This window comes from uncultured Agitococcus sp., assembly GCF_937920075.1.
Lineage (GTDB): Bacteria > Pseudomonadota > Gammaproteobacteria > Pseudomonadales > Moraxellaceae > Agitococcus.
Genome location: NZ_CALETI010000066.1, coordinates 1 through 14,382, shown reverse-complemented (window position 1 = coordinate 14,382; position 14,382 = coordinate 1). Strand labels below are relative to the sequence as shown.

11 protein-coding genes and 1 pseudogene are annotated in these 14,382 nt (G+C 39.9%); 8 read left to right on the top strand and 4 right to left on the bottom strand.

All coding sequences use genetic code 11. The annotated features are described in order from the left end of the window. The first annotated feature begins 267 nt into the window (after positions 1-267). Both Q0212_RS02575 and Q0212_RS02570 read left to right on the top strand, forming a co-directional pair. Positions 268-1,428: a methanobactin export MATE transporter MbnM gene (locus Q0212_RS02575; protein WP_297921762.1), complete on the top strand. Its 1,161-nt coding sequence runs from the start codon at positions 268-270 to the stop codon at positions 1,426-1,428. 1 nt (position 1,429) lies between these two features. Next, entirely contained in the window at positions 1,430-2,641 is a 1,212-nt protein-coding gene (locus Q0212_RS02570) for a hypothetical protein (protein WP_297921759.1), read from the top strand. Here the strand turns inward: Q0212_RS02570 and Q0212_RS02565 are convergent. Next, positions 2,625-2,831: a DUF3565 domain-containing protein gene (locus Q0212_RS02565; RefSeq protein ID WP_297921757.1), complete on the bottom strand. Its 207-nt coding sequence runs from the start codon at positions 2,829-2,831 to the stop codon at positions 2,625-2,627. The two genes, Q0212_RS02570 and Q0212_RS02565, sit on opposite strands and share 17 nt — an antisense overlap. A gap of 122 nt (positions 2,832-2,953) precedes the next feature. Further along, positions 2,954-5,473, bottom strand: coding sequence for a glycerol-3-phosphate 1-O-acyltransferase PlsB (plsB, locus tag Q0212_RS02560; protein ID WP_297921754.1), 2,520 nt, complete (start codon positions 5,471-5,473; stop codon positions 2,954-2,956). A gap of 185 nt (positions 5,474-5,658) precedes the next feature. On the opposite strand from plsB, the gene tesB reads away from it, so the two are divergent. Then, positions 5,659-6,534, top strand: coding sequence for an acyl-CoA thioesterase II (tesB, locus tag Q0212_RS02555; protein ID WP_297921751.1), 876 nt, complete (start codon positions 5,659-5,661; stop codon positions 6,532-6,534). An 82-nt stretch (positions 6,535-6,616) separates the two neighbouring features. Here the strand turns inward: tesB and Q0212_RS02550 are convergent, their stop codons facing one another. Further along, positions 6,617-7,489: an NAD(P)-dependent oxidoreductase gene (locus tag Q0212_RS02550; protein ID WP_297921748.1), complete on the bottom strand. Its 873-nt coding sequence runs from the start codon at positions 7,487-7,489 to the stop codon at positions 6,617-6,619. A gap of 56 nt (positions 7,490-7,545) precedes the next feature. Continuing rightward, positions 7,546-8,826 carry a citrate synthase gene (gene gltA / locus Q0212_RS02545; protein WP_297921745.1) on the bottom strand — a complete coding sequence of 427 codons (1,281 nt, stop codon included), beginning with the start codon at positions 8,824-8,826 and terminating at the stop codon, positions 7,546-7,548. Positions 8,827-9,588: 762 nt separating this feature from the next. Here gltA and sdhC point away from each other — a divergent pair. The 5 genes and pseudogenes from sdhC to Q0212_RS02520 form a co-directional block, all read left to right on the top strand. Continuing rightward, positions 9,589-9,984, top strand: a complete 396-nt coding sequence (gene sdhC, locus Q0212_RS02540; RefSeq protein WP_297921742.1) for a succinate dehydrogenase, cytochrome b556 subunit — start codon at positions 9,589-9,591, stop codon at positions 9,982-9,984. After that, on the top strand, positions 9,981-10,346 hold the full coding sequence (gene sdhD / locus Q0212_RS02535) for a succinate dehydrogenase, hydrophobic membrane anchor protein (protein ID WP_297921739.1): 366 nt from the start codon (positions 9,981-9,983) through the stop codon (positions 10,344-10,346). Before sdhC ends, sdhD begins: the two co-directional genes overlap by 4 nt. A 3-nt stretch (positions 10,347-10,349) precedes the next feature. After that, positions 10,350-12,125 (top strand): succinate dehydrogenase flavoprotein subunit, encoded by a 1,776-nt coding sequence (gene sdhA / locus Q0212_RS02530; RefSeq protein WP_297921736.1) that lies wholly within the window; start codon positions 10,350-10,352, stop codon positions 12,123-12,125. Positions 12,126-12,139: 14 nt separating this feature from the next. Next, positions 12,140-12,847 carry a succinate dehydrogenase iron-sulfur subunit gene (locus Q0212_RS02525; protein WP_297921733.1) on the top strand — a complete coding sequence of 236 codons (708 nt, stop codon included), beginning with the start codon at positions 12,140-12,142 and terminating at the stop codon, positions 12,845-12,847. A 775-nt stretch (positions 12,848-13,622) separates the two neighbouring features. Next, a pseudogene (locus Q0212_RS02520) lies at positions 13,623-14,382 on the top strand (2-oxoglutarate dehydrogenase E1 component); the annotation flags it as partial.

Below are 14,382 nucleotides of genomic sequence, written 5' to 3'. Positions count from 1 at the left end.
AATTTAGAGACAGGCAAAACCAGTACCACCAAAGCACAATCTATCTTTAAAGTGGTTAATAAGTAGTAACTGGCTGTGCTAAAATCTCAAGCTAAACTTTTATTTTGATTTATAACTCATGTGGCAAAACCTTAGCTACATGAGTTTTTTTGTTTATAAACTATGAAATATCCTCTTTTAACTTTGTTTAGGACTTACGCGGTTATCGCTTATTTGTTCACATTTCAATCGTTTTTAACGATTTTATGCTCGCAAAACGTGCTAATTTTGGCAAAATGCGTAATTCCTGTGCTTTTATCATGGTCTTTAGTGGCTTGTAATACAGGTACAGTCACAGAAGATACGTCCTTACAGTCAGCGGCATGGCAATGGCAATTACCTACCAATTTTCCTGTGCCATTTGTGCCTGCCGATAACCCAATGACCACTGCAAAAGTCGAATTGGGACGGCATCTATTTTATGATCTGCGTTTATCGGGTAATGGCACACAAGCTTGTGGTACTTGTCATTTGCAAGAAAAAGCATTTACCGATGGTTTGGCCGTTGCTAAAGGCTCAACAGGAGAGTTTCATCCGCGTAACTCTCAACATTTAGCCAATGTTGTGTATAACACCACACTCACATGGGCAAACTTTAGTCTAAGCAGCTTAGAACGCCAAATGGAAGTGCCAATGTTTGGTGAAGACCCTATTGAGTTAGGGATTAATGATAAAAATAAAGAAGAAGTGTTACAGCGTTTTGTCCAAGATAGCCAATATCAACAATTATTTAGTCAAGCATTTCCAGAACAAAATCAAGCGATTAATTACGCTAATATTATTAAAGCGATTGCCAGTTTTCAACGTGCCTTGATTTCGGGAAATTCGCGTTATGACCAATCATTAACAGGTAAAGCCACGCTGACTGCTAGCGAAATACGCGGTAAAGATTTATTTTTTGGGGAAAAAGCCGAATGTTTTCATTGTCATGGTAGTTTTAATTTTAACGACCAAGTGCGTCATGCAGGTTCACGCATTGTAGAAACACCATTTCATAATACAGGCTTATTTAATATTGGCGGTACAGGTGAATTTCCTTTCCCCAATCGTGGCATTTTTGAATTATCTGGCAAAGCTGAAGATATGGGCAAGTTTCGTGCCTCTAGTTTGCGTAATATTGCGGTTACCGCACCTTATATGCACGATGGTTCTATAGCAACCTTAGAGGCTGTTTTGGATTTTTATGCCGCAGGTGGACGTAATATTACTGAGGGAATTCATGCAGGGGATGGTCGCAAAAATCCTTTTAAAAGTGAATTAGTAACAAGAATAGACCTCAATGAGCAAGAGAAAGCCGATATTGTCGCTTTTTTAAAAACACTCACCGATGATGAGTTTTTAACGAATCCTAAATTTGCCAATCCATTTACGCAAGCGAAGCAGCCCTAATATGTTTAAGCATCTATTAAGCGGTAGTTTAGCCGCCTTATGTTTGTTACCCATGCAGCAAGTGTTTAGTCACGAAATTAGCGATGAAGGCAAAATAGTCCCGATTTTAAATATGGGTGGGCGATATTTATTAACTGATAAAGATTATCCAAGCAGTCGTTTAAATAATGCTTTAGAGGCGAATGGACAACAAGCTTATCAACAAAAAAACGCTTTAGATTACATTGATTTAGGACTAAAAGTTAATTGGACAGATGATCTAAGTAGTTATGTTAAAGCTTCTTATCATGGTGTAGATTTGGGTGAGGAGTTAGCTGTAGAGCAAGCATGGCTTAAATATGCTTATGATGTTAATCACGATAATATGTTGACCATTAAAGCAGGACGGCAAAATGTACCTTTAGGGCAACAAAATTTAGAGCATAGTCATAATTGGTTAATGGGTGTTACACCTTTAGTGATGAGAGCCAGTATTGCAGGGAGTTGGCTAGATGATGGTGTGCAGCTTGCGTGGCAACATGAAAACGGTTGGCAAGCGCAACTAGGGGCATATCAAGCCGATACATTTCCGAGTAGCAAAAGCAAAGGTGCCAATGCCATTACCGCCAATATAGCTTGGCAAGAAGATTTTAGACGCTTGCAGCTAAGTTTTGCTAATTTTAATGTTAATGGTCGAACCACTGAGCAACAGTTAACACAAGGTCACAGCCACAATCAAGCAGCTTGTTTAACGCCAAGTTTAGGCCAAGTGTGTTTTGATGGTCAAAGTAATATTGTTGTCTTGGATGCTGAACAATCTTGGGGACGTTTGACCTTGAGTACAGAAGCGTGGTTTAAACGTGAATCAGGTAATTTAGGGAGTTTGAGTGGTTTGGTTGACTACAGAGGTACAGTCAACGGTGCATGGTTAACAGCAATTTATCGTTGGCAAGACCAATGGCAATTTTTAGCGCGTATAGAAGATTTGCAAGGTCAACATACCCTTAAAGGTACTAATGCTAAATTAATTGCCCAAGAGGCGGGCATTAGCCAAAGTGATGATACATTTTATCGCGTAGGCATTGGTGCAATTTGGACAGATCAACGTGGTATAAAACTGAGTGCAGAATTACACCATGAAAATATTGGTCAACAAGATAATTTGATTTTTTTATTACGCTATCAAATTGAATTGGTGAGATTTTTGAATGTGAAAACTAACTCCAATCCCTAGGGGCATCTTCATCACATTTTTTACAATTTAATAAATGGCCAAGCATCGATTGGCGGCCTTCGACAGAAATCACCCAAGGTCGTTCAGTCCACGGTGGATTATGGCGCGTATGTTGATTGTGACCACACGCTAACTCTGCCACCCAATGATTTTCTTCATCTGTATGAAAGCCAACAATCGCTTGTTGCATAAAAAACTCTCTAGGTTTCGACTCCGCTCAACCAGCCAAAAAAGCTTTCTGAGTGGAGAGCTTTGGTTTCGACTTCGCTCAACTAACAATGTTCCCTGAGCGGAGTCGAAGGGAGGAATTTTTTATTTACGTTTTTTCTCTTTACGCTCTAATTCAGCCATTGCACTGTTAATGTCTTCATCACTGACATTGGTAATTTGCTGAATGGTATGTTGTGTTTCTTCACGTAATACCAAATTGGCTTGAGTGGCAATGTCATATAAACGACTATCAAAATGCAACAAAGCTTGTTCATCTTGTTGTAATAAGCCAACTTTTTTAAGCGTATCAATAAAGTTTCTAAAAATACCTTTATCAAAAAACTCTGGCGAATTAAATTCATATAACACCGACAAACGTTGTGCTAATAATGAACATAAATTTTCCAATTGTTTTTGGTTAATACTGCCCGATTGACGTTCTGTTAATAAAGAAATGGTCATAAAGTAACGTTCAAGTGTTTCTTTAACTGCTTCGCCCAAAATTACTAATTGAGCATATTCTTCAGTATTTGGATGAGGTGAAAAAATTACATGATCAACAATCGTCAAAATACCTGAGCTAATCAAAATATCAATATGTTGATTAACTAAAGCTTCGATTTCATTCACATCCCAACTTAAAAACAGCTCTGATTTTAAATAAGGATATAAAGAAACAATCACTTGGCTAATTTGCTCACGTTGCAATTGACCATTATGTTGCATTAAACAGGCCACTAAAGAGGGCAACACAAACAAATGCAAAATGTTATTGCGGAAGTAAGTTAAAAATACCGCTTGATTATCAGCCACACAAATTAAATCGCCCAAAGGATGTTTAACCCGTTGAATAGCTTTAAGTTGTACACCATAGCTCAACATCCCCGCGCCATTTAGCTCGGTAATTTTGATACGTGAGCTATAGGGCAGATGACTAGCAATGTGTTTATACAAATCAAGCTGTTTAATTAATACATCTTCATCAATGGCATGATTTGGTGTTGATAATAAAACTAAACTTAATAGCGTAATGGGGTTAATGGCGGCAGCTTGGTTAATGTGGGTATTAATCTGATTTGCTAGATTATCAACCGTACGATTTAACCACGGTAATTTGGCTTTTGCATCAAACGCGGTGTTTTGCCATTGTGGATTTTCTTGATTCAAAATGTCTTTTAAGAAAATTGGCTCACCAAAAGTTAAATGTACTTTACCAAAGATTTTTTCAATCTTGCGGCTGGTTTGAATGATTTGCCAAATTGATTCTTGCTCTTTGGCTGCACCACGTAATTCACCAATATACGTGCTACCTTCCATTAAACGCTCATAACCAATATAGGTGGGAATAAACACAATCGGGCGAGTGTTGTCACGCAAATAACTTTTAACGGTCATTGCCAACATCCCACCTTTAGGCGGTAATAAACGACCTGTCCGTGAGCGACCACCTTCAATAAAGTACTCAATCGGGAAGCCTTTAATGGTAATGAGGTGCAAGTATTCGGTAAAAACAGCACTATAAATATGATTACCTTTAAAAGAGCGTTTTAAGAAAAATGCACCGCCACGTCTTAAAATAGAACCAACTACAGGCATATTTAAGTTAGCACCTGCGGCAATGTGTGGCGGCATTAAACCACGGGTAAAAATGACATAGGACAACAATAAGTAATCAATATGGCTACGATGACACGGCACATAAACCACTTCATGGTCTTGAGCAACATCCGTTACCGTATCAAAATGGTGAACATTAATACCGTCATATAGCTGATTCCATAACCAGTTTAAAGTAATTTGCAAACCACGAATGACTTGATAAGAGTAATCAGCCGCGATTTCGTTAACATAGGCACGGGCTTTTTCTTCGAGCAATTCTGGAGAGATTTGTTGTTCTGAGCTTTCTAAAGCAATCGCATCACGTACCGCTTGAGATTGCAAAATGCTGTGCATTAAATTACGACGATGTGATAAATCTGGGCCAATCGCCATTTCACGTTGACGGCGAAAATGCACACGTAAAACCCGTGAAATTTTACGCAAGGCTAATGAGCTACTCATGTCTTCGTTCATTAAGCCACGAATAGACAAGGGTAAACCAAACTTAACAATGGTTTGATGACCATTAAGAGCAACAGTGACAAATTGTTTTAAGGCGTTTGGTGTAGCCCAAGAATCAGAAAACATAATTTTAAACAAAGAATCTTCTTTGTCAGGTGAGCGCCCCCAAAAAATGGTCACAGGTACTAATTGAATATCTAAATTTGCGTTATTTTTAACGGCTTCGACTAAATTGACAAAACGTTCGGGGTATTCAAAGCGATTTTTTTGTGCTGATTGCGCGCTCGCTTCTTGGGTTAAGAAAAAATAAGATTGTTTTTCATGTAAAAGGTGACTATCAACCGCATGAACAGGTCGATGTAAACCTAAGCGTTGAGCAGCTTCATCGGCCACTAATAAATTAGAAAAAGAGGGGCTTTGTAAAACATAAACAACGGGATGTTGCGGATCGATTTGTAGCTCGTCGGCGGTCTCTGGACTGATTTGAGGAGACACCCAAGTATTTAATGCTTTACGAGAAGTTGCCGAAAAAAGTTTATCTAAACCAAACCAATTTGCCATAACAGTATCTAATTAATAGTAAAAAGTGGCGACAATCTAGCATGGCTTGCGTTAGGTTGCAGCCAAACTTGTTAATCATTTGTGCCAAAATCTAACAAAACTTTGACTTTTTGCTTAAAAATCGTTTAACTCGGCAGGGTTGAAATGAAAGTTATACTATTATGAAGAAAGTAAAGAGAGTCGCTATGCATCCTGTTATTGCTGAATTATTAACCTTATTACAGTTAGAAGATTTAGAAGTTAATTTGTTTCGTGGTCAAAGTCGTAATATTGTGGGAAAAAATGTCTTTGGTGGCCAAGTGTTAGGACAATGCCTAATGGCTGCGGGGCGCACAGTGGAAAAAGGACGTTTGGCTCATTCTTTACATGGTTATTTTTTGCGAGCAGGCGACACTACCGCACCGATTATTTATGAAGTAGATAGAATTCGTGATGGTAAAAGTTTTATTAACCGTCAAGTCACCGCTATTCAACATGGGCAGCCTATTTTTGTTTGTTCAGCTTCGTTTGCTAACGAAGAGGAGGGCTTAGATCATCAAGCACCTATGCCCAAGGTAGAAGGGCCAGAAGGCTTGCCCAATGAATTTGAGTTACGTCAACAGTTAGCTTCTTTGTTGCCCGAAAAAATCCGCAGTAGTTTTGTTCAAGAGCGTCCTATCGAAATTCGCCCGATTAATCCTGTTAATCCTTTTGCCCCAACCAAACAAGAGCCTCATCGTTATCATTGGATGCGCGCTCAAGACAAATTGCCTGATGATCCTTTGTTACATCAAGCAGCCTTAGTCTTTGCCTCTGATTTTGCCTTAATGGGTACAGCCATGTTGCCTCATGCGGTTACATTTATGCAGTCTAATTTACAAGCAGCCAGTTTAGACCATTCGATTTGGTTCCATCGTCCGTTTAGAATGGATGAGTGGTTGTTGTATGAAATGGATGCGCCCAATGCGAATGCGGGTAGAGGTTTAAACTTTGGTCGTATTTATAGTCAAGATGGTCGTTTAGTGGCAAGTACGGCTCAAGAGGGTTTAATGCGTTTGCGTGAAGTGCCAGAGAAGTATTAACGCTAATAAATTAGGACTTACGCGGTTATCGCTTATTTGTTCGTATTTCGATGAAATGCGTAAGTCCTATACTTCAAACCGATCAATTCTTATCTTGTTGCAATCTCACTAACAAACTGGATGTATCCCAACGTCCGCCACCTAGATTTTGTACGTCTTTATAATATTGATTAACCAAATCAGTGACAGGCAGTTGTGTGCCATTTTTAGCCGCTTCGGCCAAACAAATATCTAAATCTTTACGCATCCAATCGACTGCAAAGCCAAAGTTATATTCATTCTTTAACATTGTGGGATAACGATTAACCATTTGCCACGATGAGGCTGCACCTTGACTAATCACACTCATCGCTTTATCGACATCTAAGCCAGATTGTTGCGCAAAATGAATACCTTCGGCTAAACCTTGTAATAAACCTGCGACACAAATTTGATTAACCATTTTGGTGAGTTGGCCACTGCCAATATCGCCCATATGAATGATGGTTTTACCATAAGCTTGTAAGATGGGTTCAACCTGAGCAAAAATCTCTGTTTTTGCACCACACATCACACTTAATTGACCTTTTTGTGCGCCTAGCTGTCCACCAGAGACAGGTGCATCAACCAAACTGACATTACGTTGAGCAAGAAGATTAGCTAAATCACGAGTCACTTCTGCCGACACAGTAGAGTGGTCTACCAAAATTGTGCCATCTTTGGCATGATGAATGACGCCATCTTCGGCCAAAACGACTTGGCTTAAATCATCATCATTACCCACACAGCTAAAAATAATATCAGCATTGGCAACAGCGTGTTGGATAGTTGTTGCATAGCTCGCGTTATATTCTTTTGCCCATTGTATAGCTTTAATAGTAGTACGATTATAAACCACAATTTCATAGCCTTTATTGGCTAAATGACCAGCCATAGGATAACCCATATTTCCTAAGCCAATAAATGCAAGCTTCATTTTATTACGCTCCTAAAAAATAAAGGCCGCTGTTGCGGCCTTTATCTTCGTTAAAATTAACGTTGTTCGACTGGCACAAAATCGCGTTGTGTTGCGCCAGTATATAACTGACGTGGACGACCGATTTTGTAAGCAGCAGAGTGCATTTCTAACCAGTGTGCAATCCAACCTGGTGTGCGACCTAAAGCGAAAATAACGGTAAACATAGAAGTTGGAATACCGATAGCTTTTAAGATAATACCAGAGTAGAAGTCTACGTTTGGATAGAGTTTACGTTTTACGAAGTATTCGTCACTTAAGGCGATTTCTTCGAGTTTCATGGCTAATTCTAATTGTGGATCGTTGATGCCAAGAGCAGTCAACACTTCGTCACAAGTTTGTTTCATCACTTTGGCGCGTGGGTCAAAGTTTTTGTAAACGCGGTGACCGAAGCCCATTAACTTAGTGCTGTCATTTTTGTCTTTTACGCGAGCAATGAAGTCATCTAACTTAGAGACATCACCGATTTCGTCTAACATTTTTAACACAGCTTCGTTTGCACCACCGTGAGAAGGACCCCACAATGCGGCAATACCTGCAGCGATACAAGCATAAGGATTTGCACCTGTAGAGCCTGTTAAACGTACAGTAGAAGTAGAGGCGTTTTGCTCGTGGTCTGCGTGTAATACAAAAATACGATCCATTGCTTTCGCAATGATTGGATTAACTTTGTATTCTTCACAGGGTGTTGCAAACATCATGTGTAAGAAGTTTTCGGAGTAGCTTAAGTCATTACGTGGGTACATAAAGGGTTGACCCATGGAATACTTATAGCTCATTGCTGCCATCGTTGGCATTTTAGCAATCAAACGGATTGCCGCAATGTGACGATGCTCTGGATTATTAATATCTAAATTGTCGTGGTAGAACGCAGACAAAGCACCAACAACACCACACATCACTGCCATTGGGTGAGCATCACGACGGAAGCCACGATAGAAAAACTGGAGTTGTTCATGAACCATGGTGTGGTTAGTAATTAATTTTTCAAATGCAACTTTTTGTTCTGCATTGGGCAATTCGCCATTTAATAATAAATAGCAAGTTTCGAGGTAGTCTGATTTTTCTGCTAACTGGTCAATTGGGTAGCCACGGTGCAACAAAATGCCTTTATCGCCGTCAATAAAGGTAATCTTAGATTCGCAAGCAGAAGTCGCCATAAAACCAGGGTCATAGGTAAAGTAGCCGTTACTTAAAACGTCTTTTACATCAATAACGTCTGGGCCTAAAGTGCCGCTATAAATAGGCAGGTTGATACTTTTATCACCAACGGTTAACGTGGCTGTTTTGCCCGTCATGGCAGTCTCCTGTGGTTTTTCAGTGCAATAGCAAGCAGGACTTGACGCATCGTGAGTGCGTATTAAAATTTCATGTCCTAATTCAAACTTATTAGATAATTAATAAGTCTAATTTGAGGAACTCAAACTTTTTAGCCAAAGTCCAAGAATTTTTAACAGAGTTTAAGGCAAAAATGATGCCAATGAAATATCACTCTGATAATAAGCTCTTAGAATTTATGAACTCATGACATCAAAAGAGACATGAGGCTAATAACTTTATGAGTAATTGAGCTTAACAAAAACGGCGTTAGCTTAAAGTTTGTTATGATTTTGTCAATAAAGCGAGAGGGGCTAAACGTAAACGATTGTGTTTAAATGCCGTTATTCTGTTCGATTGCTTAAAAAATAAACTAGCTCTTTGGCAAAAACGTATTAATTAACGAAAAAAGTCTGTTTTGTACAAGGCTCGAACTGTATCTTGTTTGTAATCTCGCGCTAAGATGTCTATAATTTCGCGCCGTCTATAGTTAAGACTTACGCGGTTATCGCTTATTTGCTCACTAAAAATCGTTGTCCACGATGTTTAGTTCACAAACCGCGCTAATTGCGAAACAATGCGTAAGTCCAGAGTATTGTTATTTTGGCAACGCCGCCACTTGTCGAATAAAGCCAGCAGTCAACTGCCCGTTATTTTGAACCTTCAAAAGAGGGGAGACTACGCTTTATTCCTCCCTTTGGTTCGCTCATCTTTTGAGCCTTAAATTACGCAGGGTGCCCGCTGTGAAAAGCAATAGACCTGTCAACTTGTCATTAGGTATGGTTCTCGAAGTGAATATGAAGTCGCCTGTTGCGATGGCTTCTATTCTGCATCGTATTTCGGGAATTGTCGTGTTCTTGTTGATTCCTGTCCTTCTTTATATTTTGCAAGGTTCTTTGGCTTCCGAAGAGTCTTTTAACTACGTAAAAGACACCATTTTAGGTGGTTTTATTGGCCGTTTTGTTCTTTTTGTGGCTCTTGCAGGTTTAATTTACCATTTCTTTGCTGGTATTAAACACTTAGTCATGGATTTTGGTATTGCTGAAGAGTTAAAAAGTGGTCGTGCTTTCGCCTCTGCTATTTTAGCTATTTCTGCCTTTTTCATCGCCTTGGCCTTTTATTGGGTGGTATTGTCATGAAAAGTGCAACCAGTTTTAGCCGTTCGGGCATGAGCGACTGGCTCGTACAACGTGTCAGTGCTGTCATCTTAGCTGTCTATTTTGTGGTGATTGTTGGTTGGTTATTAACCGCTGGTCAAGTGACTTATGATGCTTGGCACAGTTTTATGACTTGCACAGCAATGCGTATTTTTAGCTTATTGTCTTTATTATCGTTAGCTGGCCACTCTTGGGTAGGTTTATGGACTGTGACCACAGACTATATGACTACTCGTCAAATGGGTGCAAGTGCAAACTTTTTACGCGTAATTACTCAAATCGCTATGGCAATTGCTATTTTTGTCTATGTGGTTTGGGGTGCTATCATTTTGTGGGGTAATTAAGTAATGTCTCATAGCAATATTCGTACCCTCAGTTTTGATGCCGTTATCGTCGGTGGTGGCGGTTCTGGTATGCGTGCTTCCTTACAATTAGCCCGTGCTGGTTTAAGTGTTGCCGTTTTAACCAAAGTATTCCCAACGCGTTCACACACTGTTGCCGCTCAAGGTGGTATTGGTGCGTCTTTGGGTAACATGAACGAAGACAATTGGCATTATCACTTCTTTGATACCGTCAAAGGTTCTGACTATTTGGGCGACCAAGACGCGATTGAGTTTATGTGTCGTGAAGCTCCCAAAATGGTCTATGAATTAGAACATATGGGTATGCCTTTTGACCGTAACGAAGATGGCACTATTTATCAGCGTCCATTCGGTGGTCATACCTCTAACTATGGTGAAAAGCCAGTTCAACGTGCTTGTGCTGCTGCTGACCGTACAGGCCATGCCTTGTTGCATACTTTGTATCAACAAAATTTACGCGCTAAAACTAAGTTCTTTGTCGAATGGATCGCTTTAGATTTAATTCGTGATGAAGATGGTGATGTCTTAGGCGTAACAGCAATTGACTTAGAAACAGGTGAAGTTGCGGTTTTCCAAGCCAAATGTACTTTATTTGCCACAGGTGGTGCAGGTCGTATTTATGCTGCATCTACTAATGCCTTCATTAACACAGGTGATGGTTTAGGTATGGCAGCCCGTGCAGGTATTCCATTAGAAGATATGGAATTCTGGCAATTCCACCCAACCGGTGTGGCTGGTGCGGGTGTATTGTTAACCGAAGGTTGTCGTGGTGAAGGTGGTTTACTCCGTAACAAAAACGGCGAACGCTTCATGGAGCGTTATGCACCAAACCTCAAAGATTTAGCTCCACGTGACTTCGTGTCTCGCTCTATGGACCAAGAAATCAAAGAAGGCCGTGGTTGTGGTCCTAATGGTGATTATGTTGTTCTTGACTTAACTCACTTAGGCGTTGAAACCATTATGAAACGCTTACCGTCTGTTTATGAGATTGGTAAGAAGTTTGCTAACGTTGATTGTACTAAAGAGCCAATTCCTGTGGTGCCAACCATTCACTATCAAATGGGCGGTATTCCAACCAACATCAATGGTCAAGTCGTTGTGCCTAAAGACGGTAATCCAAACACTGTTGTTAAAGGTTTATACGCGATTGGTGAATGTTCTTGCGTCAGCGTACACGGTGCTAACCGTTTAGGTACAAACTCTTTGTTAGACTTAATCGTGTTTGGTAAGGCAGCAGGTGAGCATATTATTGACACCGTACGTCGTGCACCACATGAATTTAAGCCATTACCTAAAGACGTGTTAGATTTAACTTTAGCGCGTATTAAGAAATTGGATGACTCCACCTCTGGTGAATATGCTCAAGATATTGCTAATGATTTGCGTAAAATCATGCAAGCTCATGCGGGTGTATTCCGTACCCAAGCCATCATGGAAGAGGGTGTGAAAAAAGTTCTTGAGTTGGAAAAACGTTTAGAAAACATTCACCTCAAAGATAAATCTAAAGTGTTTAATACTGCACGTATCGAAGCTTTGGAATTACAAAACCTCATCGAAGCAGCAAAAGCAACGATTATTTCTGCGGCTGCTCGCCCAGAAAGCCGTGGCGCGCATGCTCATGATGATTATCCAGAGCGTGATGATGCTAACTGGATGAAACACACCTTGTGGTACAAAGACGGTAACCGTTTAGATTATAAGCCAGTTAAGATGATTCCTTTAACTGTCGAAACCATTCCGCCTAAGAAGCGTACATTCTAAAGGGGAGAGTTATAATGAGTGACGTGCGTATTTTTGAAGTGATGCGTTATAACCCCGATAAGGATAACGCCCCTTATATGCAAACTTATGAAATTACTTTAGAAGGTAACGAGCGGATGTTGCTTGATGCCTTGTTAAAGTTAAAAAAGATGGACGAAACTTTAAGTTTCCGTCGTTCTTGCCGTGAGGGTATTTGTGGTTCTGACGGTATGAACATCAACGGTAAAAACGGTTTGGCTTGTTTGGTTAACATGCAAGAATTACCTAAAAAGATCGTTTTACGTCCATTACCCGGTTTGCCGATTATTCGTGACTTAGTTGTAGACATGAGCATGTTCTATAACCAATACGAAAAAGTACAACCTTATGTGGTTAACGATACACCACCTCCACCAAAAGAACGTTTACAGTCTCAAGCAGACCGTGAAAAGTTAGATGGTTTGTATGAGTGTATCTTGTGTGCTTGCTGTTCAACAAGCTGTCCATCTTTCTGGTGGAACCCAGAGAAGTTCTTAGGCCCATCGGCATTATTGCAAGCCTATCGCTTCTTGGCAGATACACGTGATACCCAAACCACACAACGTTTAGCAAATTTGGATGATCCATTTAGCTTATTCCGTTGTCGCGGTATTATGAACTGCGTGAGTGTATGTCCTAAAGGCTTAAATCCAACTAAGGCCATTGGTCATATCCGCAATATGTTATTAGAACAAGCAAGTTAAGTCTTGATTGTTTGAAATATCAGCAAAAAAGCTCATCACCTGATGAGCTTTTTTGTTTTTGAAACAATTTGGCATGTGTATTGCAAAATATTTCAAAGAAAAGCAAGTTATCTTGCTGATAAACCTTCAAATCCTGCTAACGTGGGCGGGTCAGCGTTGATGCTGTTGTTATTGAAGTAGCTGACAAAGTCGGTCAATCAAGCTTGTTATGTGTTTTATTGAGCAAAATATTAAAAACACTAAATTTTTTTTGATAAAAGCTATTTATTTCCTAAGTTTTTTTGCTTAGTCTCTACCAATGCTGGTAGTCGGTGCAACACTTAACTGAGATGCACTATAAAAGTACATAGAAATGTAGAATTGATAAAAATGCACCAGCATAGCTCGTAAAGAGCTTGTGGCATAAAGCTGTCACATCTAATCAATATCTTATGCTCATTGTGCTTTAGGCTATATCTTAAATTGATGCAGACGTTGTTTGATGGTCAAGTTTAATAGCGTCATGCTAAACAAAGTGAAGTAATTCACGGTTAAGTTAACAATTTGAGGGTTTAGTTGAAAATTTTCACGTGTAAATCTTAACGTGTTGATGTATAACATAAAACCCTACTTACGTAGTTGAGCGTGTGACACACGATTCAACCTTGGCTGTAAATGACTTATCCAGTCATTTGCGTATCGTATGATAAAACACAGGATTTTTTAATCCTAAAGGAAAAGTAACACTGCTAAAAACAACTAAGGTATTTAGCATATGTTGCGAGAGAGATTTACCATGCACAATGGTCTAATGCACCAGCGAAGCTTGTCCCAGCTTTCGGCTGAAAATGCAGCCTATGTAGAAGACATGTATGAGCAGTTTTTAACTGCGCCGCAATCTGTCTCTGACGAATGGCGTGCTTATTTTGAACAGTTACCCGCTTACAACGGTCAACAACAAGATATGCCCCATAAAAATGTCCGTGAACAGTTTTTATTATTAGCCCGCAACTCAACTCGTGTCCAACCCATGCAAGCCAGTAGTGTTAGTACAGAACACGAAAAGCGTCAAGTGGGTGTCTTACAGTTAATCGCTGCTTATCGCAACCGTGGTCATCAAAAAGCCAAGCTTGACCCTCTTAAATTAATGGAACGTGAACACGTCCCTGATTTAGAGTTGGCAGCACATGGTTTGTCACGTGCAGACTTTGATACTGTATTCCAAACGGGTAATTTAGCCATTGGCAAAGCCGAAGCAACCTTAGGCGAAATGGTCAATGCCATGGAAGCCATTTATTGTGGCTCGATTGGTGCGGAGTATATGCACATTGTCGATACCACCGAAAAGCGTTGGATTCAACGTCGTTTAGAAGGTGTGCGTGGTAATCCTAATTTTGCTCCCGAAGTTAAAAAGCATATTTTAGAACGTTTAACGGCTGCCGAAGGCTTAGAAAAATATTTAGGTAATAAATATGTCGGTGCTAAACGTTTCGGTTTAGAAGGCGGTGAAAGTTTTATTCCTTTAGTGGATGAAATTATTCAACGTGCAGGTGGAC

Bases quoted from the DNA above. Each gene is read 5' to 3' on its own strand.
- Q0212_RS02570 (WP_297921759.1), top strand. From the start codon at position 1,430: ATGTTTAAGCATCTATTAAGCGGTAGTTTAGCCGCCTTATGTTTGTTA.
- Q0212_RS02565 (WP_297921757.1), bottom strand. From the start codon at position 2,831: ATGCAACAAGCGATTGTTGGCTTTCATACAGATGAAGAAAATCATTGG.
- sdhD (WP_297921739.1), top strand. From the start codon at position 9,981: ATGAAAAGTGCAACCAGTTTTAGCCGTTCGGGCATGAGCGACTGGCTC.
- sdhA (WP_297921736.1), top strand. From the start codon at position 10,350: ATGTCTCATAGCAATATTCGTACCCTCAGTTTTGATGCCGTTATCGTC.
- tesB (WP_297921751.1), top strand. From the start codon at position 5,659: ATGCATCCTGTTATTGCTGAATTATTAACCTTATTACAGTTAGAAGAT.
- gltA (WP_297921745.1), bottom strand. From the start codon at position 8,826: ATGACGGGCAAAACAGCCACGTTAACCGTTGGTGATAAAAGTATCAAC.
- Q0212_RS02550 (WP_297921748.1), bottom strand. From the start codon at position 7,489: ATGAAGCTTGCATTTATTGGCTTAGGAAATATGGGTTATCCTATGGCT.
- Q0212_RS02525 (WP_297921733.1), top strand. From the start codon at position 12,140: ATGAGTGACGTGCGTATTTTTGAAGTGATGCGTTATAACCCCGATAAG.
- plsB (WP_297921754.1), bottom strand. From the start codon at position 5,473: ATGGCAAATTGGTTTGGTTTAGATAAACTTTTTTCGGCAACTTCTCGT.